We start from the raw sequence: 21,941 nt of genomic DNA, 5'->3' as shown, positions 1-21,941 counted from the left end.
CCGGGCCCTCCGGCGCTACGGGGCCGGGCGCCGCTACGACGCGCCCCTGGGGGCGCCCCAGGCGCGCGACTGGGGCAGCAGGGCACGGATGGGGCGCCAGAGCTCGGTGTGGGATTCCGGCACCGTGCGCCACAGCAGGCCGTCGGGGTGGTGGAGCACCGCGGTGATCTCGTCCGGGGTAGGCGGGTGGGTGTTGCCCCGCAGGTAGACCGCGCGAAGGCCCAGGTTCCGCAGCCGGGTCAGGGCGCGGGCGCGGTTGGCGGCGTGGACCAGGACGCGGACCGTGGAGCCGTCGCCGACCGGACTCGGCAGGCTGAGCGCGACCACGACCTTGCCGCCGGGCAACTTGGTGAAACCTCCACCGGGCATGCTGAACCACTCCCCCGTGAGATGGTGTGTCAATAAGAATGGGTCACCACGCACCTAAACAGAATCGGCCGCCGCCCGCTAGGGGGCGACGGCCGATCATGCTCTGACCTGCTGAAACAGCGACTACTTCGTCGACGGGCCGACCTGGACCGTGATCGTCCGGCCGTTCTTCGGCTGCTTGACGATCGCGATCTTGGTGTTGGTGTCAGTTACCTTGACGCCCGCACGCGGGTTCGACTCGTACCAGTAGACGCCCTTGCGGTCGTCGAAGACCGGGACACCCGGCTGCGAAGCGATCTTCGCCTGGACACCGGCCTTGTGCAGGGTCAGGCCGTTCGTCCCGTAGAGGCTGAACGGCGAGTCGTAGGCCTGGATGCGGTTGCGCATCAGCGTGCCGTCGGCCCACTTCGTCGGCGTGGCGTGCGCGTCGACCGGCAGGATCAGGCCCTGGCCCGGGTGGACGGCGGTGTTGTTGTCCTTCTGGGAGGTGTCCCACTGCCAGACCAGCAGACCGGTCTGGTACGGGTAGTGCTCCACCCAGCTGTCCATCGGCGCCGCGAAGCCGAAGTTGTACGGGCCGACCTTCAGGGTCTTGTCGTACGAGACGTACTGGCGGTTCTCGGCGATGTAGTACTGGTCGTACTCGTTGGTGAAGGACTCACCGATCCGGGAGAAGCCCTTGGCGGTCCAGCCGTTGTCGTCGCCCTCGGCGTTGTCCGAGAAGACCGCCGCACCGTCCGCGGTCAGGGTGATGGCGTCGGCCGTGAAGCCCTTGCCGCCCGCGCCGCCGTCGGTCTGGTAGCGGAAGCGGAGGTCGACCTTCTTCCCCGCGTACGCGTCCAGCGGGAAGGCCAGCTTCTGCCAGGCGCCGGAGACACCGGTCAGCGACGGGGCGCCGCTGGCATCGACCGGGAGGGCCTTGCCGTTCGCGGTGCCGGCCAGCGCGGTCCAGCTCTTGCCGCCGTCGGTCGACACCTCGGTGTAGAGGTAGTCGTAGTCCTGCTCGATGTCCCACCAGCCGTCGAGCGTCAGCTCGGCCTTGGTCTTGCCGGTGAGGTCGACGGAGCGGGTGAGGGTGTTCTTGAGGTCGTCACCCATGTCGCTCCACCACTGCTTGGAGCCCTCGGCCGGCTTGACGACCGGGGTGGTGACGTTCTTCTTCGGCAGCTCGACGACGAGGGCCTGCGGGTTCTTGGTGTTGTACTCCGCGACGCCCAGCGTGTGCTTGGAGGCGGTCGCCGCCTTGGCCTTCTCGTAGTTGAGCCAGCCGAGCTGGAGCTTGTCCCAGGCGGTCATGTCGCCGGGCAGGTCGCCGATCTCGTTCTTGCCGGTGCCGAGCCAGGAGCCGGACGACATCAGGGACCAGAAGCCGGTCGAGTTCTCGGCGCCCGCCTTGCCGGAGGTGTCGTACAGGTCCGGCAGACCCAGGTCGTGGCCGTACTCGTGGGCGAAGACGCCGAGGCCGCCGTTCTCCGGCTGCATCGTGTAGTCGCCGACCCAGATGCCGGTGTCGCCGATCTGCGCACCGCCGGCCTTGTTGTGCGCCGGGCCGGTCTTGCCGGCGTCGGTGCCGTACGCGTACCAGCGGTGGGCCCACAGCGCGTCGCCGCCCTGGGCGCCGCCGCCCGCGGACTCGTCCTCCCCGGCGTGGACGATCTGGAAGTGGTCGATGTAGCCGTCGGCCTCGTTGAAGTTGCCGTCGGCGTCGAAGTCGTAGCGGTCCCACTGGTCGTACTGGGCCAGCTGCGCCTTGATTTCGGCGTCGCTCTTGCCCGCCGCCTTCTGCTGGGCGGTCCACGCGGTCACACCGTCGCGGACGGCGTCCCACACGTTGGAGCAGTTGCTGCTGCCGCAGTAGTTCGAGCCGTAGCGGGCCTCGTTGTACTCGACCTTGACCCAGTCGGAGACCGCGCCGTCGACCGAGTAGCGGCCCGAGGAGGTCTTCTCGTAGTAGGTCTTCAGGGACTGCTTCTGCTCACCGGTCTTCTTGTCCTTGCCGGTGCCGAAGTACAGGTCCTGGAAGTGCTGCTGGTTGTAGTCCTTCTGCCAGGCCGTCGAATTGTCCTTCGTACGGTCCGGCTCGGCTATCCGGTTGTGCAGCGGGCCGGGCGTGCCGCCGAACTTGGGCTTGAGCGTGTGGTCGTCGCCGTCGTCCGCGCGGTCGATCAGCGTGGTGTTGTCGACCTTGTCGCCGAACTCGACCAGGATGGTGAAGATCTTGTCGGTCTTCTCACGGCCGAGCTCGACGTACTTCTTGTCGTCGAGCTTGACGACCTTGGAGGCACCCCTGCGCTCCACCTTCAGGTCGCCGGCCAGCACCTGCTCCAGCGCCGCCTCGCGCGCCTGGGCCTGCTGCTTGCTGAACGGGCCGTCGAGGTCGTGGTCGACCTTGGCGGCGTGGTCGTGCCCGGGGGCCCCGTGCCCCGCGTCGTGCGCGCCGGGCGCCGGGTCGTGGCGCTCGATGCCGTTGGTGGGGCGGTTGTCGGCCTGGGCCGTGGTGAGAGCCGAGGCCGTCGCGGCGGTGGCGGCCAGCGCCACGATCACCGCGGAGGCTCTGAAAGCCCGTCGTCTGCTGGTCACTTGATCTTGTCCTCCCCGCGCCCGCGAACCGCGGATGGGGGGTCGATGTGTTATCCGCGTGCGGTGTCGCGCCACAAGTGACGACATTCGACCGGAGAATGACGCGAAAAGACAGATCTTGACTTGCACCGGCCAAGTGCTCTATGTGAACAGACCGATCCGCATTGCGAACAGCGGCGAACAGGGCAAGCGGGCCTGGTCACCCGACCGAGGGGCCCACTGTCACGGTGACCGACGATCCGTTCGGCGGCTGAGCGGCCACGGTGATCCGGGTGTTGGTGTCCGTGGTGCGCACGCCGCCGAACCGGTTGACGGCGTACCAGTACACACCCTTGTGGTCGTCGAAGACCGGATTGCCCGCATGAGGTCTGATGTAGTGCGGTACACCCTGCTTGTGCAGGGTGAAGCCGGGCGTCGGACTGCGGCCGAACGCCGCGTCGTACGGCGTGATCTTGTTCGACATCAGGGTGCCGTCCGCCCACGTCATCGGCCGTGGATGGGCGTCCACCGGCAGCAGCAGGCCCTGGCCCGGGTGGTCGGTGACGTTGTTGTCCCGCTGCGAGGTGTCCCACTGCCAGATCATCAGGCCGGGCCGGTAGGCGTAGTGCTCCACCCAGTTGTCCCGGGGCTTGGGGAAGCCGAAGTGGTACGGACCGGTCTCCAGGGTCCGGTCGTACGACACGTACTGCCGGTTCTCCGCGATGTAGTACTGCGGGTGGTCGCCGGTGACCGCCTCCCCGACCCGCGCGAACCCCCGCGCCGCCCAGCCGCCGTTGCCCTCCCCCTCGGCATCGTCCGTGAACAGCGTCACACCGTCGGCCTTCACCGAGATGTTGTCCGCCGCGAACCCCTTGCCCGCCACGCCGCCGTCCGTCCGGTAGCGGAAGCGCACGACGATCCGCTTCCCGGCGTACGCGTCCAGCGGGTACACCAGTTTCCGGTACGTCTCCGAAACCCCCGTCAGCGCCGGCTTGTCACCGCCGTCCCGGGTGATCGCCTCACCGTCGGCCGTACCGTCGACCGACTTCCAGCTCTCCCCGCCGTCCGTGGAGACCTGCGTGTACAGGTAGTCGTAGTCCTTCTCGATGTCCCACCAGCCGTCGAGTCCGAGCGAGGCGGAGGAACGGCCGGTCAGGTCGACCGTCCGGGTCAGCGTGTGGGACAGGTCGTCGCCGTAGTCGCTCCACCACTGCCCCGCGCCCCCGGCCGGCTTCACCACCGGCGTGGTGACCGTCTTCTCCGGCAGCTCCACGACCAGCGCCTGCGGCCGGTCGGAGTTGTACGCGGAGACGCCCAGCGTGTGCGTCGACGCGGTCGCCGCCTCGGCCTTCTCGTAATCGAGCCAGCCCAGCTGGAGCTTGTCCCAGGCCGTCATGTCGCCCGGCAGGTCGCCGATCGCGTCCTCGCCGGTGCCCAGCCACGACCCGGACGACATCAGGGACCAGAAGCCGACCGAGTTCTCCACGCCCGCCACGTTGTTGGTGTCGTACAGATCGGGCAGGCCCAGGTCGTGCGCGTACTCGTGGGCGAAGACGCCCAGCCCGCCGTTCTCCGGCTGCATCGTGTAGTCGCCCACCCAGACGCCCGTGTCACCGATCGCCACACCCCCCGCCCGGAACCCCGCCGGGCCGGTGTCGCCGTCGTCCCGGCTGTACGCGTACCCCCGGTGCGCCCACAGCGCGTCGCCGCCCTGCGCACCACCGCCCGCCGAACCGTCCTCGCCCGCGTGCACGATCTGGAAGTGGTCGATGTAGCCGTCCGGCTCGTTGAAGTTCCCGTCGTTGTCGTGGTCCGTGCGGTCCCATTCGTCGAACCGGGCCACCTGCGCCTTGATGTCGCCGTCCGTCCTGCCCTTCGCCTTCTGGTCCGCCACCCAGGCCGCCACCCCGTCGAAGACCAGGTCCTCGACATTGGGGCAGTTGTTGCCGCCGCAGTAGTTCGAGCCGTACCGGGCCTCGTTGTGCTCGACCTTCACCCACTCCGAGACCTCCCCCTCCACCGAATACCGGCCGGAAGAGGTCTTCTCGTAGTACGTCTTCAGCGATTCCACCCCGTCGCCCTCGCCGAAGTACAGCCGCTGGAAGTGCTCGCGGTCGTAGTCCGCCTGCCAGACCGTGGAGTTGTCCTTCGTACGGTCCGGCTCGGGGATCCGGTTGTGCAGCGGGCCCGGCGTACCGCCGTACTTGACGACGGGCGGCTTCGGCCCGCCCGGGCCGTCCGGGTCGTACATCGTGGTGTCGTCGACCTTGTCGCCGAACTCGACCAGGATCGTGAAGATCTTGTCGGTACGCTCCCGGCCCAGCTCGACGTACTTGCGGTCGCCGAGCCTCACGACCCTGGAGCCGCCGCGCCGCTCCACCTTCGCCCGCCCGCTCAGCACCTGCTCCAGCGCCACCTGGCGCTGCTGCCGCTGCCGGGCACTGAAGGGCCCGTCGATCACATGCCCGTCGTGCCGCCCCTCGACGGTGCCGTGCGCGGCGTCGTCGTGCACGGGGGCGGTGGTGGCGGGAGCGACGCCTGTTGCCCCCACCAGGACGGCCAGTACGGCAACGGCGCTCAACACGCCTCTGATGTACGTCACTTGATACGGTCCTCCCCTGCGGATCGCGTCAATGGGCGCCGCCTTCCGGCCATATGGCATAGGCCGTGATGCTGTGCGCCCCCCATGCACCGGTACCGTGGGTTAGGTCACGCTTACTACCGGTTCCTCTCGGGCATCCACCGTCGTAGAGTCACAAGACAGTGCGACCGAGTTGCGTGATCCCCATCCGGTGCTCCAGCTTCGAGGACGGAACCCGCCATGCCGCGTCCGACCGCCGCACAGCTCGCCTACGGTTCGGCCACCGTCGTCTTCGCGACCGTCGCCATGCTGCTGCTGTCCCGCACCACCACCGGACTGGGTGTCGCCCTGATCGGGGTGGCCGCGCTCGCGCTCGGCCTGCTGGTCGCGATGACCCTGCCGCAGCCGGCGGGGCGGCGTACGGCGTACGGGAACGCCCATCCGGCCGCCCCGGCGAAGCCACGGGAGCACTCACTGCGTCGTTGACACGACGACGGTCTTGGCCGCCTTGTCGTGCAGGCCCTGCTTGTACGGCTTGTCGACGAGGATGAGGATCAGCAGGAGCAGCGGCCACAGACAGGCGCAGCAGATCAGCGCGGGCAGCCACAGCACGATCGCCCGGGTCAGCGCGGCGTTGGTGCCCGGCACACTGCCGTCGTTGAGCATCGCCACCCGCATGCCCAGCAGCCGCTTGCCGACCGTCTGCCCGTTCTTCTTGGTCGTCATGAGGGTGTCGTAGGCGACGTACGCCACGATGGAGATGAGCTGGAAGACCCACTGCCCGCCGTCGTTGGTCTGCCACACGTCCGCGACGTCCGCCTCGTCCGACACCTTGCCGTAGATGTCGAACGGGATGCCGATGAGGGCGAGCGGTACGACGATGATGACCCAGTCGATCAGCCGGGCCAGGACGCGCCTGCCCGAATCGGCGAGCGGCGGCATCCCGGCGAGCGGATCGGCGCCATAGGGCCCGCCGCCGTACGGCCCGCCTCCGGGCCCGCCCCCGTACGGCCCGTCTCCATAGGGACCGCCTCCGGGCCCGCCGTCATACGGCCCGCCTCCGCCGTAGGGCCCCTGTCCCCCGTACGGACCGCCGCCGCCCGAGGGGGGAGGCGGCGGCGCGGGTGGCGGCTGGGAGCCGTCGTCCTGCGGCTTCTTGCGGAACGGGTCGTCCTCGGGAGGCTCGTTGCTCATGGGGGCAGTGCATCCCGCCCGGCGGGGCCCCGCAACGGATCACCGGCCGTTCGGGCTACCCGCTCCGTCCGGCCACGAAGGTGTGGGCCACCTTGTCGTGCCAGCACTGGCGCCACGGGCGGTCGATCAGCGCCCACAGGACGTTGACCACGCCGACGACCAGGATGCCCAGCACCCCGTACACCAGCCAGCGGCGCAGCGCCGCGCCGAACGGCGGAGGCTCGTGCGACTCGATGTCCCGCACCTCCAGGCCCATCAGCCGCTTGCCGAGCGTACGGCCCCACTTGGCGGTCGGCAGCGCCTCGTACAGCACCCCCAGCACCAGCAGGGCGGCGAGCGCGGTACCGAAGTACGTCGAGGTGGTGCCGTCCAGGAGCCAGACCGTGACCGTCTCGCCGGACTGCTTGGCCTGCTGGATCTTGCCGTCGATGTGGTCGAGCGCCTTGGAGACGAACGGTACGGCGACGGCGCCGACGGCCGCCCCGAGGACCAGGGTGTCGATCAGCCGGGCCACGAACCGCTTGCCGAGGGCCGCCGGGCGGGCGGCGGCCTGGGCCTGCGCGGCCGCCAGGAACGGATCGTTGACCGGGGGCTTCCAGGGCAGGACGGGCTGCTGCGGCTGCTGGTGCGGCTGCTGTTCCGGTTGGGCCAACTGGTGCACCTGCTGCGCCCAGGACGCGGCGCCGCCGCCGGGGCCGTGCGTGACGGGGGCGGGCGTGGGTGCGGGCGCGGCCTGCGGGGCCGGGGCGGCCTGCTGGGGCTGGGCCGGGACCTGCGGGGTGCGCGGGGCGTCCGGCGTGAGGGCCCGGATGGTCATCGTGCCGTCGGCGGGCCGCTCGGGCGCCGGCTTCGGCCGCGGCGTGACCGCCCGGATGGTGACCGTGCCTTCCGGGGCCGCCGCCTTCGCGGGCTCCGCCCCCACATCCCGTACGCCGGGCAGCGCACCGCCCGTCGGGTCCGCGGCGGCGGGGCCGGCGGCGGCCGGTCGGCGCGGATCCTGGCGCGGATCCTGGCGCGGGTCCTGGCCGGCCTCGGCGCCCCACGAGACGCGGCGGTCACGGTCGCCGCCGAACCCGGTCTGGCGAGCGGCGTCCGCCTGCCACACGGACGCGGGCTCCGGCTCCGACTGTGCCTGAGCGGCCGCCTCCTCCTCGTCGAAGAAGACCGGCCCGGTCTCCTCCACCGAAGGTGCCGGCGCGGGCGCCGGAACCGGTGCCGGCGGCGTCGGCATCGCCTCACCGTCCTTGGGCGCGGGCCGGCTGGTCCCCGGCACCCAGGCGGCGCCGTTCCAGAACCGGATATATCCCGGGATGGACGGATCGGGGTAGTAGCCAGGCGTGGGGCTGCCGTCGCCGGTTGCCGGGGTTGGGGCGCTCATCACCGTGGTCCCGTATCTCCTCGAGGCCTCAATTCAAGGCACCACATCTACCAGACCGCCGACCACCCCCGAACCGGTCCGTCCACAACGACCACGATCCGGTCACATCCGTGCTACGGAAAGTAAGGGAAACCTCTCGTCGAAAGTCGCGTAATGGCGGGCGGGAAAGCGCCTCTCCTCCGTGCGGCCCGCGCACGGGCCCGTACCGGAGAGAAGGGAACCGTCCCATGCAGCACACCGTCGTCGAACGCGAACTGGAGCTCAACCTGGTGCTGTCGCCCGAGCGCAGCGTGCCCGTGCCGGCTCGGCTGGCGTACCGGACGGATGATCCGTACGCGGTGCACATCACCTTTCATGTGGGGTCCGACCGGCCCGTGCACTGGACCTTCGCCCGCGAGCTGCTGGTCGAGGGGGTCTTCCGACCGTGCGGGCACGGCGATGTGCGGATCTGGCCGACCACGCTCGACGGGCACGCCGTCGTGCTGATGGCGCTGTCCTCGCCGGAGGGTGAGGCGCTGCTGGAGGTTCCGGCGGCGCAGGTGTCCGCGTGGCTGGAGCGGGCGCTGCGGGTGGTGCCGCCCGGGTCGGAGGCGGAGCAGCTCGGCCTGGACGACGGGCTGGCCGAGCTGCTGGCGTGAGCGGGCGGACCGGGTCAGTCGGACACGTAGGTGTGGGTGATGAATTCGATCGAGTGGCCGTCGGGGTCGTCGATGTACACGCCACGGCCACCGTAGTGGTGGTTGATCCGCTGCGGCTCGCGGTGGTACGGGTCCGCCCAGTACGGCAGTTCGCGCTCCTGGATCCGGCCGAAGATCTCGTCGAACTCGTCCTCCGGGACGAGGAAGGCGAGGTGCTGCGGGACGATCCGGGGCGCGTCGTCGTCGAGGTAGTCGAGGGTGACGCCGCCCTCCAGCGGGACGGACGCGAACGGGCCGAAGGGCTTCGGCTCGGGCGCGTCGATCAGTTCCGTGAGGAAACGGGCCGCGGCGAACCGGTCGCGGCTGCGGACGATGGTGTGGTCAAGACGTGCGGGCACGGCTCCTCCTTCATCGGTCCCCTCACGCTATGCGGGGCCACCGCCGGGGGCCATCGGACATGGGGCCTAGGGCGGGAGCCTCAGAACAGCTTGCCGGGGTTGAGGATGCCCAGCGGGTCGAAGGTCCGCTTGATGCCGCGCTGCAGCTCCACCCCGACCGGTCCCAGCTCGCGGGCCAGCCACTCCTTCTTCAGGACGCCGACGCCGTGTTCGCCCGTGATGGTGCCGCCCAGTTCCAGGCCGAGCGCCATGATCTCGTCGAACGACGCGCGGGCGCGCCGCGACTCGTCGGGGTCGGTGTGGTCGAAGCAGACGACGGGGTGGGTGTTGCCGTCGCCCGCGTGCACGCAGACACCGATGGTCAGGTCGTACGTGGCGGCGATGGCGGCCGTGCCGTCGAGCATCGCGGCGAGCCGCGAGCGCGGTACGCACACGTCGTCGATCATCGTCGCCGACTTGACCGCCTCCAGGGCGGTCAGTGACATCCGGCGCGCCTTCAGCAGCATCTCCGACTCGGCCGCGTCCTCCGCCGGGACCACCTGCGTCGCGCCCGCGGCCGTGCACAGGTCCCCGACGGCGGCCAGGTCGGCGGCGGGGTCCGGGGTGTCGAACGCGGCGAGCAGCAGGGCCTCGGTGGACTCGGGCAGTCCCATCCGGCCGAGCTTGTTGACCGCCTGCACGGTCGTACGGTCCATCAGTTCGAGGAGCGACGGTGTGTGGCCGCGTTCCATGATGGCGCACACGGCGTCGCAGGCCGCGGCGGCCGACGGGAACTCGGCCGCCAGCACCAGCTGTTGCGGCGGCCGCGGGCGCAGCGCCAGGACGGCCCGTACGACGATGCCGAGGGTGCCCTCGGAGCCGACGAACAGCCGCGTCAGGTCGTACCCGGCGACCCCCTTGGCGGTGCGGCGGCCGGTGGACAGCAGACGGCCGTCGGCGAGGACGACGTCCAGGCCGAGGACGTACTCCGCCGTCACCCCGTACTTGACGCAGCACAGGCCGCCGGAGGCGGTGCCGATGTTGCCGCCGATGGTGCACATCTCCCAGCTGGAAGGGTCCGGCGGGTAGTACAGGCCGTGTTCGGCCACGGCGCGGGAGAGTACGGCGTTGATCACGCCCGGCTCGACGACCGCGATCCGGTCGACCGGGCTGATCTCCAGGATCCGGTCCATCCTGGTGAGCGAGAGCACGATGCAGCCTTCGGACGCGTTCGCCGCGCCCGACAGGCCCGTGCGGGCGCCCTGCGGGACGACCGGCACGCGCAGTTCGGTCGCCGTGCGCATGATGTGCTGGACCTGGTCGACGGTGCTCGGCAGGACGACCACGGCGGGGGTGCCGGCGTCGCAGAAGCTCGCCATGTCGTGGGCGTAGGAGGCGGTGACGTCGGGGTCGGTGAGGATCGCGTCCGCCGGGAGGCCGGCCCGGAGGCGGGTCTGTAGGTCGTCCATGATCCCAGCCTGGCACTCGGGGCCATCGGTGTGAACCCGGCGGGGGATCGACTTGGGGTACGCCGGGTGGCTCGTCGTATTGACGCACCGTTTGTCGCACAGTGGCCGCATGAAGACGGAACGGGTCCCACAGATCGTCCTGGGTGTGGGGGCGGGCGCGGTGCTGGCCGGCGCGGCCGCCCTGTTCGTACCGGGCAGCCTGGGTGGCGGCGGTGCGCCGGCGCCCGCGCCCGGCGCCGTCGCGCGGGCCGTGTCGGCGGCGCACGCCGGCGCGCAGGCGTCGCTGCCCGAGCTGGCCGCGCTGATCGGCGACCGGGAGACGTGGCTGCGGGCCCATCCGCGCGACGACGCGTCGTGGGCGGTGCTGGGCACGGCGTACGTGGAGCGCGGCGTCCGCAACGGCGACACCGCCTCGTACGTACGCGCCGAGAAGGCGCTGAAGCGGTCCCTGGCCGTCCTGCCCGCCGGAAAGGGGAACGTCGACGCCCAGCTCGGCATGGGCGCCCTGGCCAACGCGCGCGGTGACTTCGCGGCGGCGCGGAAGTGGGGCGAGGCGGTGCGGAACCACACGCCGAGGCGCTGGCAGGCGTACTCCGTGCTGATCGACGCGTACAGCGGGCTCGGCGACCACGTGTCCGCCGGGCGGGCCATGGAGCGGCTGCGGGCGCTGCGGGCCGGGGCGCCCGCGCTGTCGCGCGCCGCGCTGGTGTACCGGGACAAGGGCTGGCGCGAGGACGCCTCCGCCCTCGCGGCCGACGCGGTGGCGCTGGCCGCCACCCCGGCGGAGAAGGCGGCGTGCCTGGCGCGGCTTGGCGACCTGGCGTGGGAGCGCGGCGAGCCGGCCGAGGCCCTCGCCTCCTACGGGCCGGCGCTGCGGCTCGTGCCCGGCCACGCCCCGTCGCTGGCCGGGCGGGCGCGGGCGCTGGCTGCGCTGGGGCGGACCGACGAGGCGCTGCGGGACTACGGGGCCGCGCTGGAGGCGCTGCCGCTGCCGGAGTACGCCCTGGAGGCGGGCGAGTTGTACGAGTCGCTGGGCCTGGACGGGGACGCCCACACGCAGTACGAGATGCTGCGGGCGCGCGCCACGGAAGCCGGGACGCACGGGGTGAACGGGGCGCTCGTGCTGGCCCGGTACGAGACGGACCACGGCGCCCCGCACTCCGCCGTGCGGCGGCTGCGCGCCGAGTGGGCGAAGGGGCACCGGTCCGTGCACGTCGCCGACGCGCTGGGCTGGGCGCTGTACCGGACGGGGAAGGCGGAGGAGGGGGTGAAGTACGCCAGGCGGGCGACGGAACAGGGCCTGCGCAGCGCGCTGTTCGCGTACCACCGGGGCCAGATCGAGCGGGAGCTGGGGCAGTGGGGTCCGGCGCGGCGCCACATCGCCGAGGCGCTGCGGCTCAACCCGGACTTCTCGCCCCTGCTGGCGCCGGCCGCGCGGCGGGCGCTGGCGGCGCTGGGCGAGCCGCCGGAGGGCGGGCCGAAGAACGTGTACGGCTCCGGCTATGGCGGGGAGACGCCGCGCTCGGGTGCCTCGCGCGCCTGGTCGCCGCCGCCGCGGGACCCGGAGCGTCAGGAGCAGTCGCGCAAGCCGCGGCGGCCGGGGGGCGCGGCGGCGCCGAGTGCCTCGCCTTCGGCGGGCGCGTCGGGTTCGGCGTCGGGTTCGGCGTCGGGTTCGGCGTCGGCTTCCGCTTCGGCGTCGGCGTCCGCTTCGGCTCCTGCTTCCGCTTCGGCGGGCTCTCGGCGGTGAGCGCTCAGAGCGCCGCCGTGCCGATGAGCGCGTTGCGCGTGACCAGGCCCGCCAGGGCGTCCTCGTCCAGGTGCTCCGTACCCTCCGGGCGGCGCGGCAGGACCATGTAGCGGGTCTCGGACGTCGAGTCCCACACCGTGACGGCGGTGGGCTCGGGGAGCTGCAGCCCGAACTCGGCCAGTACGGCGCGGGGTTCGCGTACCACCCGCGAGCGGTACGCCTCGCTGCGGTACCAGCCCGGGGACGGGCCGAGGAGGCGCAGCGGGTAGCAGGAGCAGAGCGTGCAGACGACGACGTTGTGGACGTGGTCGGTGTTCTCGACGACGCGGAGGCGCTGCTTCTGTACGCCCCCGGCGGCGTAGCCGAGTTCGGCGACGGCCGCCGTACCGTCGGCGAGGAGGCGTGCGCGGTACGCCGGGTCCGTCCAGGCTCGGGCCACGACACGGGCGCCGTTCGCCGGGCTGGAGTCGGCCAGGTAGGCGTCGATGACCTCCTCGACCGCGGCGCCCGCGACGATGCCGCGCTCTTCGAGGAGCGTCTCCAGGCGGCGTACGCGGCGGGAGATCAGGGCGTCGGAGTGCTCGGTCACGCTTCCTCCAGATAGCTCTCGAACAGGTCGAGCACGACGTGGTGGTCACCCTCGCCCCACAGGTCACGGGCGGCGAACCGTACCGCGTACACCTGCTCCACCGGGGCGTCCGCGATGCCCTGCGCGCGGGCGTCCGCGAGTGGGGCGCGGCCCTCCGGCTCGACGACCGTGCCGGTCTTGCCACGGGCGTAGCGCGGCAGCCGGGTGTGGTGCGGCGGGTCGTGGTGGACGGTGCGTACGACGTCCCCGGCCCGGAACCGGTCACCCATCGAGTTCGCCCGCCACGATCACGCCCTTGCGTTCGAGGAGGGTGCGGATGGCGTGGAACCAGCGCTCGTAGTACGAGGCCGCCAGGTACTCGGCGGGCGGCAACGCGGTCTCGACGGCGTCCCGGAACTCGTCGAGGTTGTAGACGCCGGCACCGAGGAGCGCCCGGTTCAGGGCGAACACGCGGGCCTCCCAGTCGGCGTGGAAGGGCTCGGCGTCGTCGGCGGTGTCGACGGGCCCGAAGCCCTGTACGCCGCCCACGTCATTCATCCTGGCCATGCCCGGCACCCTAACGGCACCCAGGCGCCGGGCGGTGGCCGGGCGGTTCAGTGGTCCGCGCAGCAGGGCGTCGGATCGGGTACCTCGAACGGGACCAGGAGGCCGCCCGCGGCGGGCATGGCGGTCAGGACGAGTTCGCCCTCACGCCATTGCGGCCGTACGTGGTCCCTGGTCATGATCCGCCGGTCCGGCGGCGGCCCGCCGGGCGCGCCCAGCACGGTGACCCGGTCGATCGCCGAGCCGGCCAGGACCTCCGCGACGGTCACCGTGCCGGTGAGCGTCCCGACGCCCGGGTAGATGACGGCACGGCCCGTCGAGTCGGGCGGGCCGGCCGTCACCTCGTACCCCATGGCCGTCAGCCGCCGGGCGGTGTCCTCGGACGCCACGGTGAAGGACAGGACGACCCGCGGACGCTCCCCCCGTACCAGGTGCGTGCAGCCGAAGGAACCTTCCGGCAGGGCGAACTCGGCCGCCAGCGCGTGGAGCAGGTGGTCGGCCTCGCGCAGGCCTCGGACACCGGCGTCCACCCCGATGACGTACGGGCTCATGAGGGCAGCACCCACACGGGGTTGGAGTAGAACCACAGGTCGTTCCACGGGTCCGCGTCGCCGACGACGTCGATGGCCGGGCCCGCGGGGTCGACGGCGGCGCCCATCAGGCCGGTCGCCGAGCGGTTGCCGTCGGTGCCGCGCAGGCGGACGTACAGCGGGCGGTCGACCGCGCCGAGGGCGTACGTGAGGCGGACCGTGCCGGTGGCCCCGTGCACGTCGTACGACCGTACGACCATGGCGGACGGCGCGGTGAAGGTGTCCTGGTCGGAGACGGGGCCCGTGACGTCGCCCTGGATGACGTCGACGCGGGCGAGCCGGGGCACGAAACCGGCCCAGTTGGGTCCACCGGCGAGTGCGACGTCGACCGTCAGCGTCACCTTCGTACCCTTCTTGACGTGCAGCGCGCCGCCGAGCGTGGCCCAGCGACCGCCGCCCACGAGGCGGACGTCGAGGCCGCTGACGAGCTGCCCGTGGTCCACCCACACGCGTCCGGCGCGGATGCCGTCCATGACGGCGGCGTACGAGAAGCCGTCGGCACCGACGTGGGTGCGGCTGTACTGGCCGGGCCAGTAGTCTCCCTCGCTCAGGTCGATGCCGCCGCCGTAGACGGGGTCGGTGTGCCTGCCGTTGGTGGCGAAGTCACTGTCGGGGCCGCCGCGCTTCGCCGTGTCCGTGTAGACGTTGTGGGAGTCGGAGTTGGCGGTGACCCACCAGGGCTTTCCCTCGGCGAGGAGGCTGTCCCACAGGCCGCCGACGGTGGCGGTCATCCAGTCGAAGCCGCCCCAGGTGCGGTAGCTCTCCAGGGGGTAGCCGGGGAAGGAGTTGGCGCCGGGGCTGCCGTCGTAGAGGCCACGGGCGCGGCCCATGCCGGCCGGCTGCTCGATGCCGGCGGCCTGGTGACCCGGGGCGCCCTCCATACCGACGGCGATCCGCCGGCCCGTCGCGGTGGTCGCGTCGCGCCAGCCGCGGATCTCGTGCGGTGAGTCGATGCCCTTGCGCGCCGGGTGGTTGGCGAGCATCAGGATGTCCTTGACGCGGCGCCGCTGGACCTGTTCGGCGAGGAAGTTCAGGCCCGCGATGGCGAGCGCCTCGTTGGCGGGCGTGGAGTCGCCGGCCTTTCTCACACTGCCGTCGTACGAGGTCTCGAACTCCTGGAGGACGGCGACCTCGTTCTTGCCGGGGTGCACGAAGACGGTGCCGTGCTCGGCGGCCGGGATGTTCCACTCCAGGCCCTGGAAGACGAGGGTGTCGTCGTAGGCGGCGCGGGCCTGCCTGATGTCGGGGTTGACCTTCTCGACGCCGATCTTGGCGTGGGTGGCGTTGCCGTGGTCGGTGATGACCATCCAGTCGAGTCCGTGGCGCGCGCCCTGGCGGACCTGGTCGACGACGCGGTACTTGCCGTCATTGCTGTACTGGGTGTGGATGTGGTGGTCGCCGGCCAGCCACAGGAAGCCGTTCCCGCGGCGGCCCGACGCGGCGTACGCGGGCGTCGTGGCCGGCTGCGTGAGCACGCCGGCCGCCGCCAGACCGGCGCCCAGTAGCCCCGCGCGCCGCAGCATGGAGCGGCGCGAGTGCTGGTCGGGGGTCAGGGCCTCGTCAGGTACGGAGGCGTCGAAGGCGGCCGGGAGGGCAGCACTCTCGTGGTCGTGGTGGTGGTGGTGCCCGTGCCCCATGTCGGCCTCCTGTGTCCGGCGCCGCCGGTGCGGTCGCGCGACAGAGAGACTCGACACGGAAGGTGAACATTGAACTTCTTTGGAATGATCACCGGGCGGCCTGCCCGAGGCGACTCACCAACAGCACCCGCCTTCTTCCCAACCTGCCTTGTTCTTCGCGGTTGTTGGTACCACTCTGAGCGCCGTTGGTCTTCCCCCGCTTCGCATCTGGAGACACCCCCATCATGAGAAGACTCATCGGCACCCTTGTGGCGGGAACCCTGGCCCTTGCCGGGCTCGCCACCACGACCCCCACGGCCGCTGCCGCGCCGGTGGCCGCCGTGCCCGCGGCCACCCCCGACAGGGCGGGCACCTTCAACGTCCTCACGTACAACGTCGCCGGCCTTCCGGAGGGGCTGAGCTCCGGGAACCCCGCGACCAACACGCCGCTGATCTCCCCCCGCCTCGCGGCGTACGACATCGTCAACGTCCAGGAGGACTTCAACTACCACGCCGCCCTGTACGCGGGTGACGACCACCCGTACCGCACGGCGACGAGCGGCGGCGCCGGTATCGGCGACGGCCTCAACACCCTCTCGGACCACGCCTTCGAGGACTTCCAGCGGGTGGACTGGAACGACTGCGCGGGCACCGACTGCCTCACCCCCAAGGGGTTCACGCTCGCCCGGGTCCGGCTGGCCGAAGGGGTCTTCGTCGACCTCTACAACGTCCACGCGAACGCGGACGTGACGGACGCCGCGCTGGCCGCCCGCCGCGCCAACATCGAGCAGCTCTCCGACTTCATCCGGGCGAACTCGGCGGGCAACGCCGTGATCGTCATGGGCGACACCAACACCCGCTACACCCGCACCGGTGACAACATCCGCACGCTGGCGAACGAGAACGGTCTGACCGACGCGTGGGTCCAGCTCGTCCGTGGCGGCAGCGCCCCGGCGCAGGGCAGTGACGCGCTCGTCTGCCCGGGGACGGCACCGACGAACGACTGCGAGGTGGTGGACAAGATCCTCTACCGGGGCGGCAAGCTGGTGAACCTCTCCGCCACCCGCTACAACAACGAGTGGGCGTCCTTCCTGGACGCCGACGGCGACCACCTCTCCGACCACTTCCCGCACACGGTCGACTTCTCCTGGACGCTGCCCTCGACACTCCGGGCGAGCGACTTCTTCGGCGGCCCGCACGGCACGGCGTTCAACGACGCGGACGACCTCCCCTCGTCGGTCTCACCCCGCACGCTGACGCTGCGCGGCGGCTCCCGCCTCGACGCGGTCGCGCTGACGCACGACGACGGCAGGTCGCTCACGCACGGCGGTACGGGCGGCACCGCCACGTCCCTGACCCTGTCCCCGGGGGAGCACCTCACGTCCGTAACCCTCACGCGCGGCCAGAAGGACGGCCGCACCCGCCTCTTCTCGGCCGCCTTCGCCACGGACAAGGCCCGTACGCTGCGGGCCGGTTCGGCCACCTCGGACGCCGTGACCTTCAGGGCGCCCGCCGGCTGGCAGATCGTCGGCTTCACGGGCCGCTCGGGAGCGGAGGTCGACAAGCTGGGTGTGCTGTACGCGCCGATCGGCTGAGGTCTCCTCACCCGCTGCACGTGCCATGAGGTGCCCCATGCACGGGGGTTGACCCCCGGGGAACAACGTTGGGAACCTTCACCCTGGCTGGAAAGCGCTTACCACTCCTCCCCCGGGCGCCATGACGTCCTCTTGCCCACCGGGGAGGGCTGCGCTGCGTTATTGAAACGTTTCAGCCAGAGCTGCTCACTACACGGGAGGCGCCCATGGCCGGAAAAGACGGCCCGATCGACAGATGGAACTGCGGCCGCCGACGAGGGGCGGCCACGGTCGCCGCAGCGCTCCTGCTGCCGCTGCTCGCCGCACTGGGGGCGCCCCCGGCTTCGGCGGCATCGGCGGCCTCGGTCGCCTCGGTGGCCGGCGAAAGCCCGCGCAGCGCCTTCGACTTCGGCACCGCGACCAGCGCGGTGGCGGCCGGCTGGACCGGAGTGTCGGAGAAGACCGCCTACACCGAGGAGAGGGGGTACGGATTCGTGGACACGGCGGCGGTCACGTCGACCGACCGGGCGACCGCCGACCCCCTGCGCTCCGACTTCGTCACCGTCGAACGCGGCTCCTTCCTGGTCGATCTGCCGTACGGCGACTACACCGTCTCCTTGATCGCGGGGGACGCGGCCGGCCCCACCGACATCGCCCTCACCGCCGAGTCGATGGTCAAGACGCCGCCCACCACCAAGCCGGCCGGCCAGTACCTGGAGACGTCCTTCGACATCGCCCTCGTGGACGGCCGGCTGAAGCTCGACTTCTCCGGCACGGCGGCCAAGATCAACTCCTTGGCCATCACCCGGCAGGCCGACCGCACACCGGGCACCGTCCCCACGGTGCACCTCGCCGGCGACTCCACCGTGCAGACCTACGACCCGTACTGGGTGCCGCAGGCCGGCTGGGGCCAGATGATCGGCCGCTTCTTCACGGACAAGGTGGCCTTCGCCAACCACGCCATCGGCGGGCGCAGTTCCAAGAACTTCCTCACCCAGGGCCGTCTGGACGCCGTGCTGCGGACGCTGCGGCCCCAGGACCACCTCATGGTGCAGTTCGGGCACAACGACGCCTCCCAGGGCGTCGACGACCGCTACGCCACACCGGCCGAGTACAAGGAGTACCTGCGGACGTACGTCCACGGCGCGCGACAGCGCGGGGCGACACCGATCCTGGTCACTCCGGTGTCGCGACGCTCCTTCGACCCGGCGACGGGTAAGTTCCACGTCTCCTTCCCGGCGTACGTGGACGCCATGAAGCAGCTCGCCGCCGAGGAGAAGGCCGCCCTGGTGGACCTGTCCGCGCTCAGCCGCGGCTACCTCGACTCCATCGGCCCGGAGGCCGCCACGTCCGTGTTCCTGCACGTGCCGGCCGGGGTGTATCCGAACCGGCCCAACGGAACCGTCGACGACACCCACTTCCAGGAGTACGGAGCCATCCAGATGGCCCGGCTCGTGGCGCAGGGCACGGCCGCACTCGGCCTCCCCCTGTCCACACACGTCAAGGAGACCCAACTCCCCGACCACGTCCCGGCCCGGCCCACCGGCCTGGCCGCCGGCAACGTCTCCGGTTCCGGAGCGACGCTGAAGTGGAACGCCGTCGCGGACGCGGACATCTACCAGGTGTTCCGCAAGGCGGCCGCCGAGGCCGACACGGCCTACCGGCTCACCACCACGTCGGTCCTCCCGCAGGCCGAGGTGGCGGGCCTCGCCGAAGGCCGCGCCTACGCCTTCCGCGTCGTGGCGGTCAACGGCCGCGGCGAATCCGCCCCTTCGGAGGCGGTGTCCGTCACCACCCGTACACCTCGGTACCGGTTCGACTTCCAGCCGGCCGGGGCGCCGCTCGCCGCCGGGTACACGGAGGTCACCCGTGCCACCGCGTACACAGCCGAACGCGGTTACGGGATCACCGACGCCACCGGCATGATCGACCGGGACCGCGGCCCGGGCACGGGCGACCTCGGGCGGGACTTCGTGGCCCACTTCGGCGGGCGGTACGAGTTCACACTGGACGTGCCCAACGGCCGGTACGCGGTGAAGGCCTACGTCGGGGACACCCTGGGCTCGGCCAGGACCGACGTCACCATCGAGGGCAGGAACTACGGGCAGGTCTCCGCGAACAAGTCGCTGACGGAGCGTACGTACAACGGAGTGGACGTCACCGACGGGCAGATGAACGTGGTGCTCAGCGGGCAGACCGCCCACCTCAACGGGCTGGACGTCACCCCCGTCCTCGTCGCCCCCACCGGCCTCGCGCTGAACAGCCTCGACGTCACCGCGGACGGGGTGAGAGCCGGCCTGTCCTGGGAGGCGGCCGAGGGCGCGACGGCGTACCGGGTCCACCGCAAGGAGAAGGACGGCACGGCGGTGGAGCGCCTGGCCCAGGTGGACGGGACGTCCTTCATCGACACCGGTGCCTCGGTGGGGCTCTCACACCTCTACTACGTGACCGCTGTGGACAGCCTCGGCCAGGAGTCCGTACGCTCCCAGCCCCTCCAGGTCGCCGCCGTGGACCCGGACGTCGCCACGGCGGCGGTACCCACCGGTCTGCGGCTCCTGGGCAAGGTGGAGAAGAGGGAGCTGACCTTCCACTGGAAGCCGGTCAAGGACGCCCTGTACTACCAGGTCTACCGTTCCGCGAAGAGGGAAGGGCCGTACGCGCCCGTGGGCCGGGCCGAGCGGGAGCGGTTCACCGACACCGGCGTCCTGACCACCGTCGAGTACCACTACACCGTGGCCTCGGTGAACACCGGAGGCGTCTCCGCGCGGTCCGCGCCGCTCACCACGCCCGCCGCGACCACGCTCGTACGCGCCATGGAGCGTCTGGACCGCTCGCCCGTGGCCGTGTCCACCGGCGAGGGCGTGTACCTCGGCTGGCGCATGCTCGGGCTCGATCCCGAGGACATCTCGTTCGACGTGTACCGCGACGGAAAGCGGATCAACCCGAAGCCGGTCACCACGAGCACCAACTACACCGATGCCGGGGGCACCGCGGACTCGGTCTACCGGATCGTCGCCCACGGCGGCGGGCAGCAGCCGCGATCGACGGCCGCGTTCGGCGTGTGGGCACGTCAGTACCTCGACGTACCTCTGGACAAGCCGGCCGACGACCATACGAAGGACGGCGTGCCGTACGCGTACACCGCGGGCGACGCGAGTGTGGGCGACGCCGACGGCGACGGCGTGTACGAGATCTTCCAGCTGTGGCAGCCCACCAACGCCAAGGACAACTCCAAGAGCGGCTACACCGGCCTGGTGTACCTCGACGCCTACCGGCTGGACGGCACCCGGCTGTGGCGGATCGGGCTGGGGCCGAACATCCGGGCCGGTGCGCACTACACCATGCCGATGGTCTACGACCTGGACGGTAACGGCAGGGCCGAGGTCGTCATGAAGACCGCCGACGGCACCACGGACGGTACCGGGAAGGTGATCGGTGACGGCGGCCTGGACCACCGCGACTCCAGCGGCTACGTCCTCCGGGGCGACGAGTTCCTCACGGTGTTCGAGGGGCTGACCGGCAAGGCGGTGGACACGGTGCGGTACGAGCCGCCGCGCGGCGACGTCGCCTCCTGGGGCGACGGCTACGGCAACCGGGTGGATCGTTTCCTCGCCTCGGTCGCCTACCTGGACGGCGAGAAGCCCAGCGTCGTCTTCAGTCGCGGGTACTACACGCGCGCGGTGATCACGGCCTTCGACTTCGACGGCACCGCGTTGCACCACCGCTGGACGTTCGACTCCCAGGAGGCGGGCAACGGCGCCTACGCGGGCCAGGGCAACCACCAGATGTCCGTCGCGGACGTCGACGGCGACCAGAAGGACGAGATCGTCTTCGGCTCGGCGACCATCGACGACGACGGCACCGGGCTCTACAGCACCGGGCTCGGGCACGGTGACGCCCTGCACGTCGGCGACCTCGACCCCGGGCGCGGCGGTCTGGAGGTCTTCGCCGCGCACGAGAACATGGCCGCCAGTGGCAACCGGGGCGCCACGATGCGCGACGCGCGCACCGGAGCGGTCCTCTGGTCGATGCCGGCGGACCAGGACACCGGCCGGGCCGCCACCGGTGACATCGACCCCTCCCATCCCGGCGCCGAGGCGTGGGCCGTCACCGAGGACGGGGTGTGGAACTCCAGGCGCGGGGAACTGAGGGCCTCAGATTCCACCCTGATCAGCCGACGGATTCCGGCGGCGAACTTCATGGCCTGGTGGGACGGCGACCTCCTCCGGGAGATCGTGGACCACGACTTCGACGAGCAGGCCGGCGCGGGCGTGGGCACCATCAGCAAGTGGGACGCGGAGGAGCGCAAGTCCGTGGAGATCTTCCGCGCGGGCGGCACGCTGTCGAACAACCACACCAAGGGCACGCCGGTCCTCCAGGCCGATCTCTTCGGGGACTGGCGGGAGGAGATCATCTGGCGGACGCAGGACAGCACGGCACTGCGTGTCCACACCACGACCGCGCCCACGCAGCACAAGCTCCGCACGCTGATGCACGACCCGCAGTACCGCACGGCGGTGGCGTGGCAGAACGTGTCCTACAACCAGCCGCCGCACCCCGGCTTCTTCCTGGGCGCCGGAATGCGGACGCCACCGGCACCGAGCATCCGCTACACCGGCGGCTGACGGATCCCCCGGTGCGGGGCCGTGCCCGCCGACCGTGCGCGTCGACCGGGCCGGGCGCGTGAGGTGGCACCCCGGTGCCCGGGCGCCCGCGC

17 protein-coding genes are annotated in these 21,941 nt (G+C 71.4%); 5 read left to right on the top strand and 12 right to left on the bottom strand.

The features are described 5' to 3' along the window. Window positions 1-33: 33 nt before the first annotated feature. From BKD26_RS00415 to BKD26_RS00405, 3 genes are all read right to left on the bottom strand, one after another. Window positions 34-369 carry a hypothetical protein gene (locus BKD26_RS00415; protein ID WP_084894511.1) on the bottom strand — a complete coding sequence of 112 codons (336 nt, stop codon included), beginning with the start codon at window positions 367-369 and terminating at the stop codon, window positions 34-36. Window positions 370-492: 123 nt separating this feature from the next. Beyond that, window positions 493-2,949 (bottom strand): immune inhibitor A domain-containing protein, encoded by a 2,457-nt coding sequence (locus BKD26_RS00410; protein ID WP_084894509.1) that lies wholly within the window; start codon window positions 2,947-2,949, stop codon window positions 493-495. 199 nt (window positions 2,950-3,148) lie between these two features. Continuing rightward, a complete protein-coding gene (locus BKD26_RS00405; RefSeq protein ID WP_084894507.1) occupies window positions 3,149-5,590 on the bottom strand; it encodes an immune inhibitor A domain-containing protein in 2,442 nt (813 codons plus the stop codon). Window positions 5,591-5,749: 159 nt separating this feature from the next. On the opposite strand from BKD26_RS00405, the gene BKD26_RS00400 reads away from it, so the two are divergent. Then, complete coding sequence (locus BKD26_RS00400; protein WP_084894505.1) at window positions 5,750-5,995, top strand: hypothetical protein; 246 nt, start codon at window positions 5,750-5,752, stop codon at window positions 5,993-5,995. On the opposite strand, the gene BKD26_RS00395 is transcribed toward BKD26_RS00400, so the two are convergent. Together BKD26_RS00395 and BKD26_RS00390 are read right to left on the bottom strand one after the other, a co-directional pair. Then, window positions 5,981-6,703, bottom strand: a complete 723-nt coding sequence (locus tag BKD26_RS00395; RefSeq protein ID WP_084894503.1) for an RDD family protein — start codon at window positions 6,701-6,703, stop codon at window positions 5,981-5,983. The genes BKD26_RS00400 and BKD26_RS00395 overlap by 15 nt on opposite strands. Before the next feature lie 55 nt (window positions 6,704-6,758). After that, window positions 6,759-8,081 (bottom strand): RDD family protein, encoded by a 1,323-nt coding sequence (locus tag BKD26_RS00390; protein ID WP_084894501.1) that lies wholly within the window; start codon window positions 8,079-8,081, stop codon window positions 6,759-6,761. Between the two features lie 227 nt (window positions 8,082-8,308). Here BKD26_RS00390 and BKD26_RS00385 point away from each other — a divergent pair, with 227 nt between their 5' ends. Further along, window positions 8,309-8,719 (top strand): SsgA family sporulation/cell division regulator, encoded by a 411-nt coding sequence (locus tag BKD26_RS00385; protein WP_073750637.1) that lies wholly within the window; start codon window positions 8,309-8,311, stop codon window positions 8,717-8,719. A 14-nt stretch (window positions 8,720-8,733) separates the two neighbouring features. Here the strand turns inward: BKD26_RS00385 and BKD26_RS00380 are convergent, their stop codons facing one another. Both BKD26_RS00380 and BKD26_RS00375 read right to left on the bottom strand, forming a co-directional pair. After that, the gene (locus tag BKD26_RS00380; protein ID WP_084894499.1) at window positions 8,734-9,117 is read right to left on the bottom strand and encodes a VOC family protein; all 384 of its coding nucleotides are present in this window, start codon (window positions 9,115-9,117) and stop codon (window positions 8,734-8,736) included. Between the two features lie 80 nt (window positions 9,118-9,197). Further along, on the bottom strand, window positions 9,198-10,565 hold the full coding sequence (locus tag BKD26_RS00375) for an FAD-linked oxidase C-terminal domain-containing protein (RefSeq protein WP_084894497.1): 1,368 nt from the start codon (window positions 10,563-10,565) through the stop codon (window positions 9,198-9,200). A 109-nt stretch (window positions 10,566-10,674) separates the two neighbouring features. Here BKD26_RS00375 and BKD26_RS00370 point away from each other — a divergent pair, with 109 nt between their 5' ends. Beyond that, window positions 10,675-12,312: a tetratricopeptide repeat protein gene (locus tag BKD26_RS00370; RefSeq protein WP_084894495.1), complete on the top strand. Its 1,638-nt coding sequence runs from the start codon at window positions 10,675-10,677 to the stop codon at window positions 12,310-12,312. Window positions 12,313-12,316: 4 nt separating this feature from the next. Here the strand turns inward: BKD26_RS00370 and nthA are convergent, their stop codons facing one another. From nthA to BKD26_RS00345, 5 genes are read right to left on the bottom strand one after another with little or no spacing between them, the layout of a single operon-like run. Then, window positions 12,317-12,901 (bottom strand): nitrile hydratase subunit alpha, encoded by a 585-nt coding sequence (gene nthA / locus BKD26_RS00365; RefSeq protein ID WP_241518448.1) that lies wholly within the window; start codon window positions 12,899-12,901, stop codon window positions 12,317-12,319. Continuing rightward, window positions 12,898-13,170 carry an SH3-like domain-containing protein gene (locus BKD26_RS41915; RefSeq protein WP_084894493.1) on the bottom strand — a complete coding sequence of 91 codons (273 nt, stop codon included), beginning with the start codon at window positions 13,168-13,170 and terminating at the stop codon, window positions 12,898-12,900. The genes nthA and BKD26_RS41915 overlap by 4 nt, the downstream gene beginning before the upstream one ends. Continuing rightward, the gene (locus BKD26_RS41910) at window positions 13,163-13,447 is read right to left on the bottom strand and encodes an SH3-like domain-containing protein (protein WP_084894491.1); all 285 of its coding nucleotides are present in this window, start codon (window positions 13,445-13,447) and stop codon (window positions 13,163-13,165) included. Before BKD26_RS41910 ends, BKD26_RS41915 begins: the two co-directional genes overlap by 8 nt. Window positions 13,448-13,494: 47 nt before the next feature. Continuing rightward, entirely contained in the window at window positions 13,495-13,995 is a 501-nt protein-coding gene (locus tag BKD26_RS00350) for a hypothetical protein (RefSeq protein ID WP_084895284.1), read from the bottom strand. Then, on the bottom strand, window positions 13,992-15,671 hold the full coding sequence (locus BKD26_RS00345; protein ID WP_084894489.1) for a PHP domain-containing protein: 1,680 nt from the start codon (window positions 15,669-15,671) through the stop codon (window positions 13,992-13,994). The genes BKD26_RS00350 and BKD26_RS00345 overlap by 4 nt, the downstream gene beginning before the upstream one ends. A gap of 224 nt (window positions 15,672-15,895) precedes the next feature. Here BKD26_RS00345 and BKD26_RS00340 point away from each other — a divergent pair, with 224 nt between their 5' ends. Both BKD26_RS00340 and BKD26_RS00335 read left to right on the top strand, forming a co-directional pair. After that, on the top strand, window positions 15,896-17,245 hold the full coding sequence (locus BKD26_RS00340; RefSeq protein WP_084894487.1) for a jacalin-like lectin: 1,350 nt from the start codon (window positions 15,896-15,898) through the stop codon (window positions 17,243-17,245). Between the two features lie 206 nt (window positions 17,246-17,451). Then, window positions 17,452-21,849 carry a fibronectin type III domain-containing protein gene (locus BKD26_RS00335; protein ID WP_084894485.1) on the top strand — a complete coding sequence of 1,466 codons (4,398 nt, stop codon included), beginning with the start codon at window positions 17,452-17,454 and terminating at the stop codon, window positions 21,847-21,849. Window positions 21,850-21,941 lie beyond the last annotated feature (92 nt).

The sequence above is a fragment of the Streptomyces sp. CB03238 genome (assembly GCF_002099185.1).
Taxonomy (GTDB): domain Bacteria; phylum Actinomycetota; class Actinomycetes; order Streptomycetales; family Streptomycetaceae; genus Streptomyces.
Note: the sequence above shows the minus strand (reverse complement) of the source record. Positions and strands in the feature narration are given on the sequence as shown.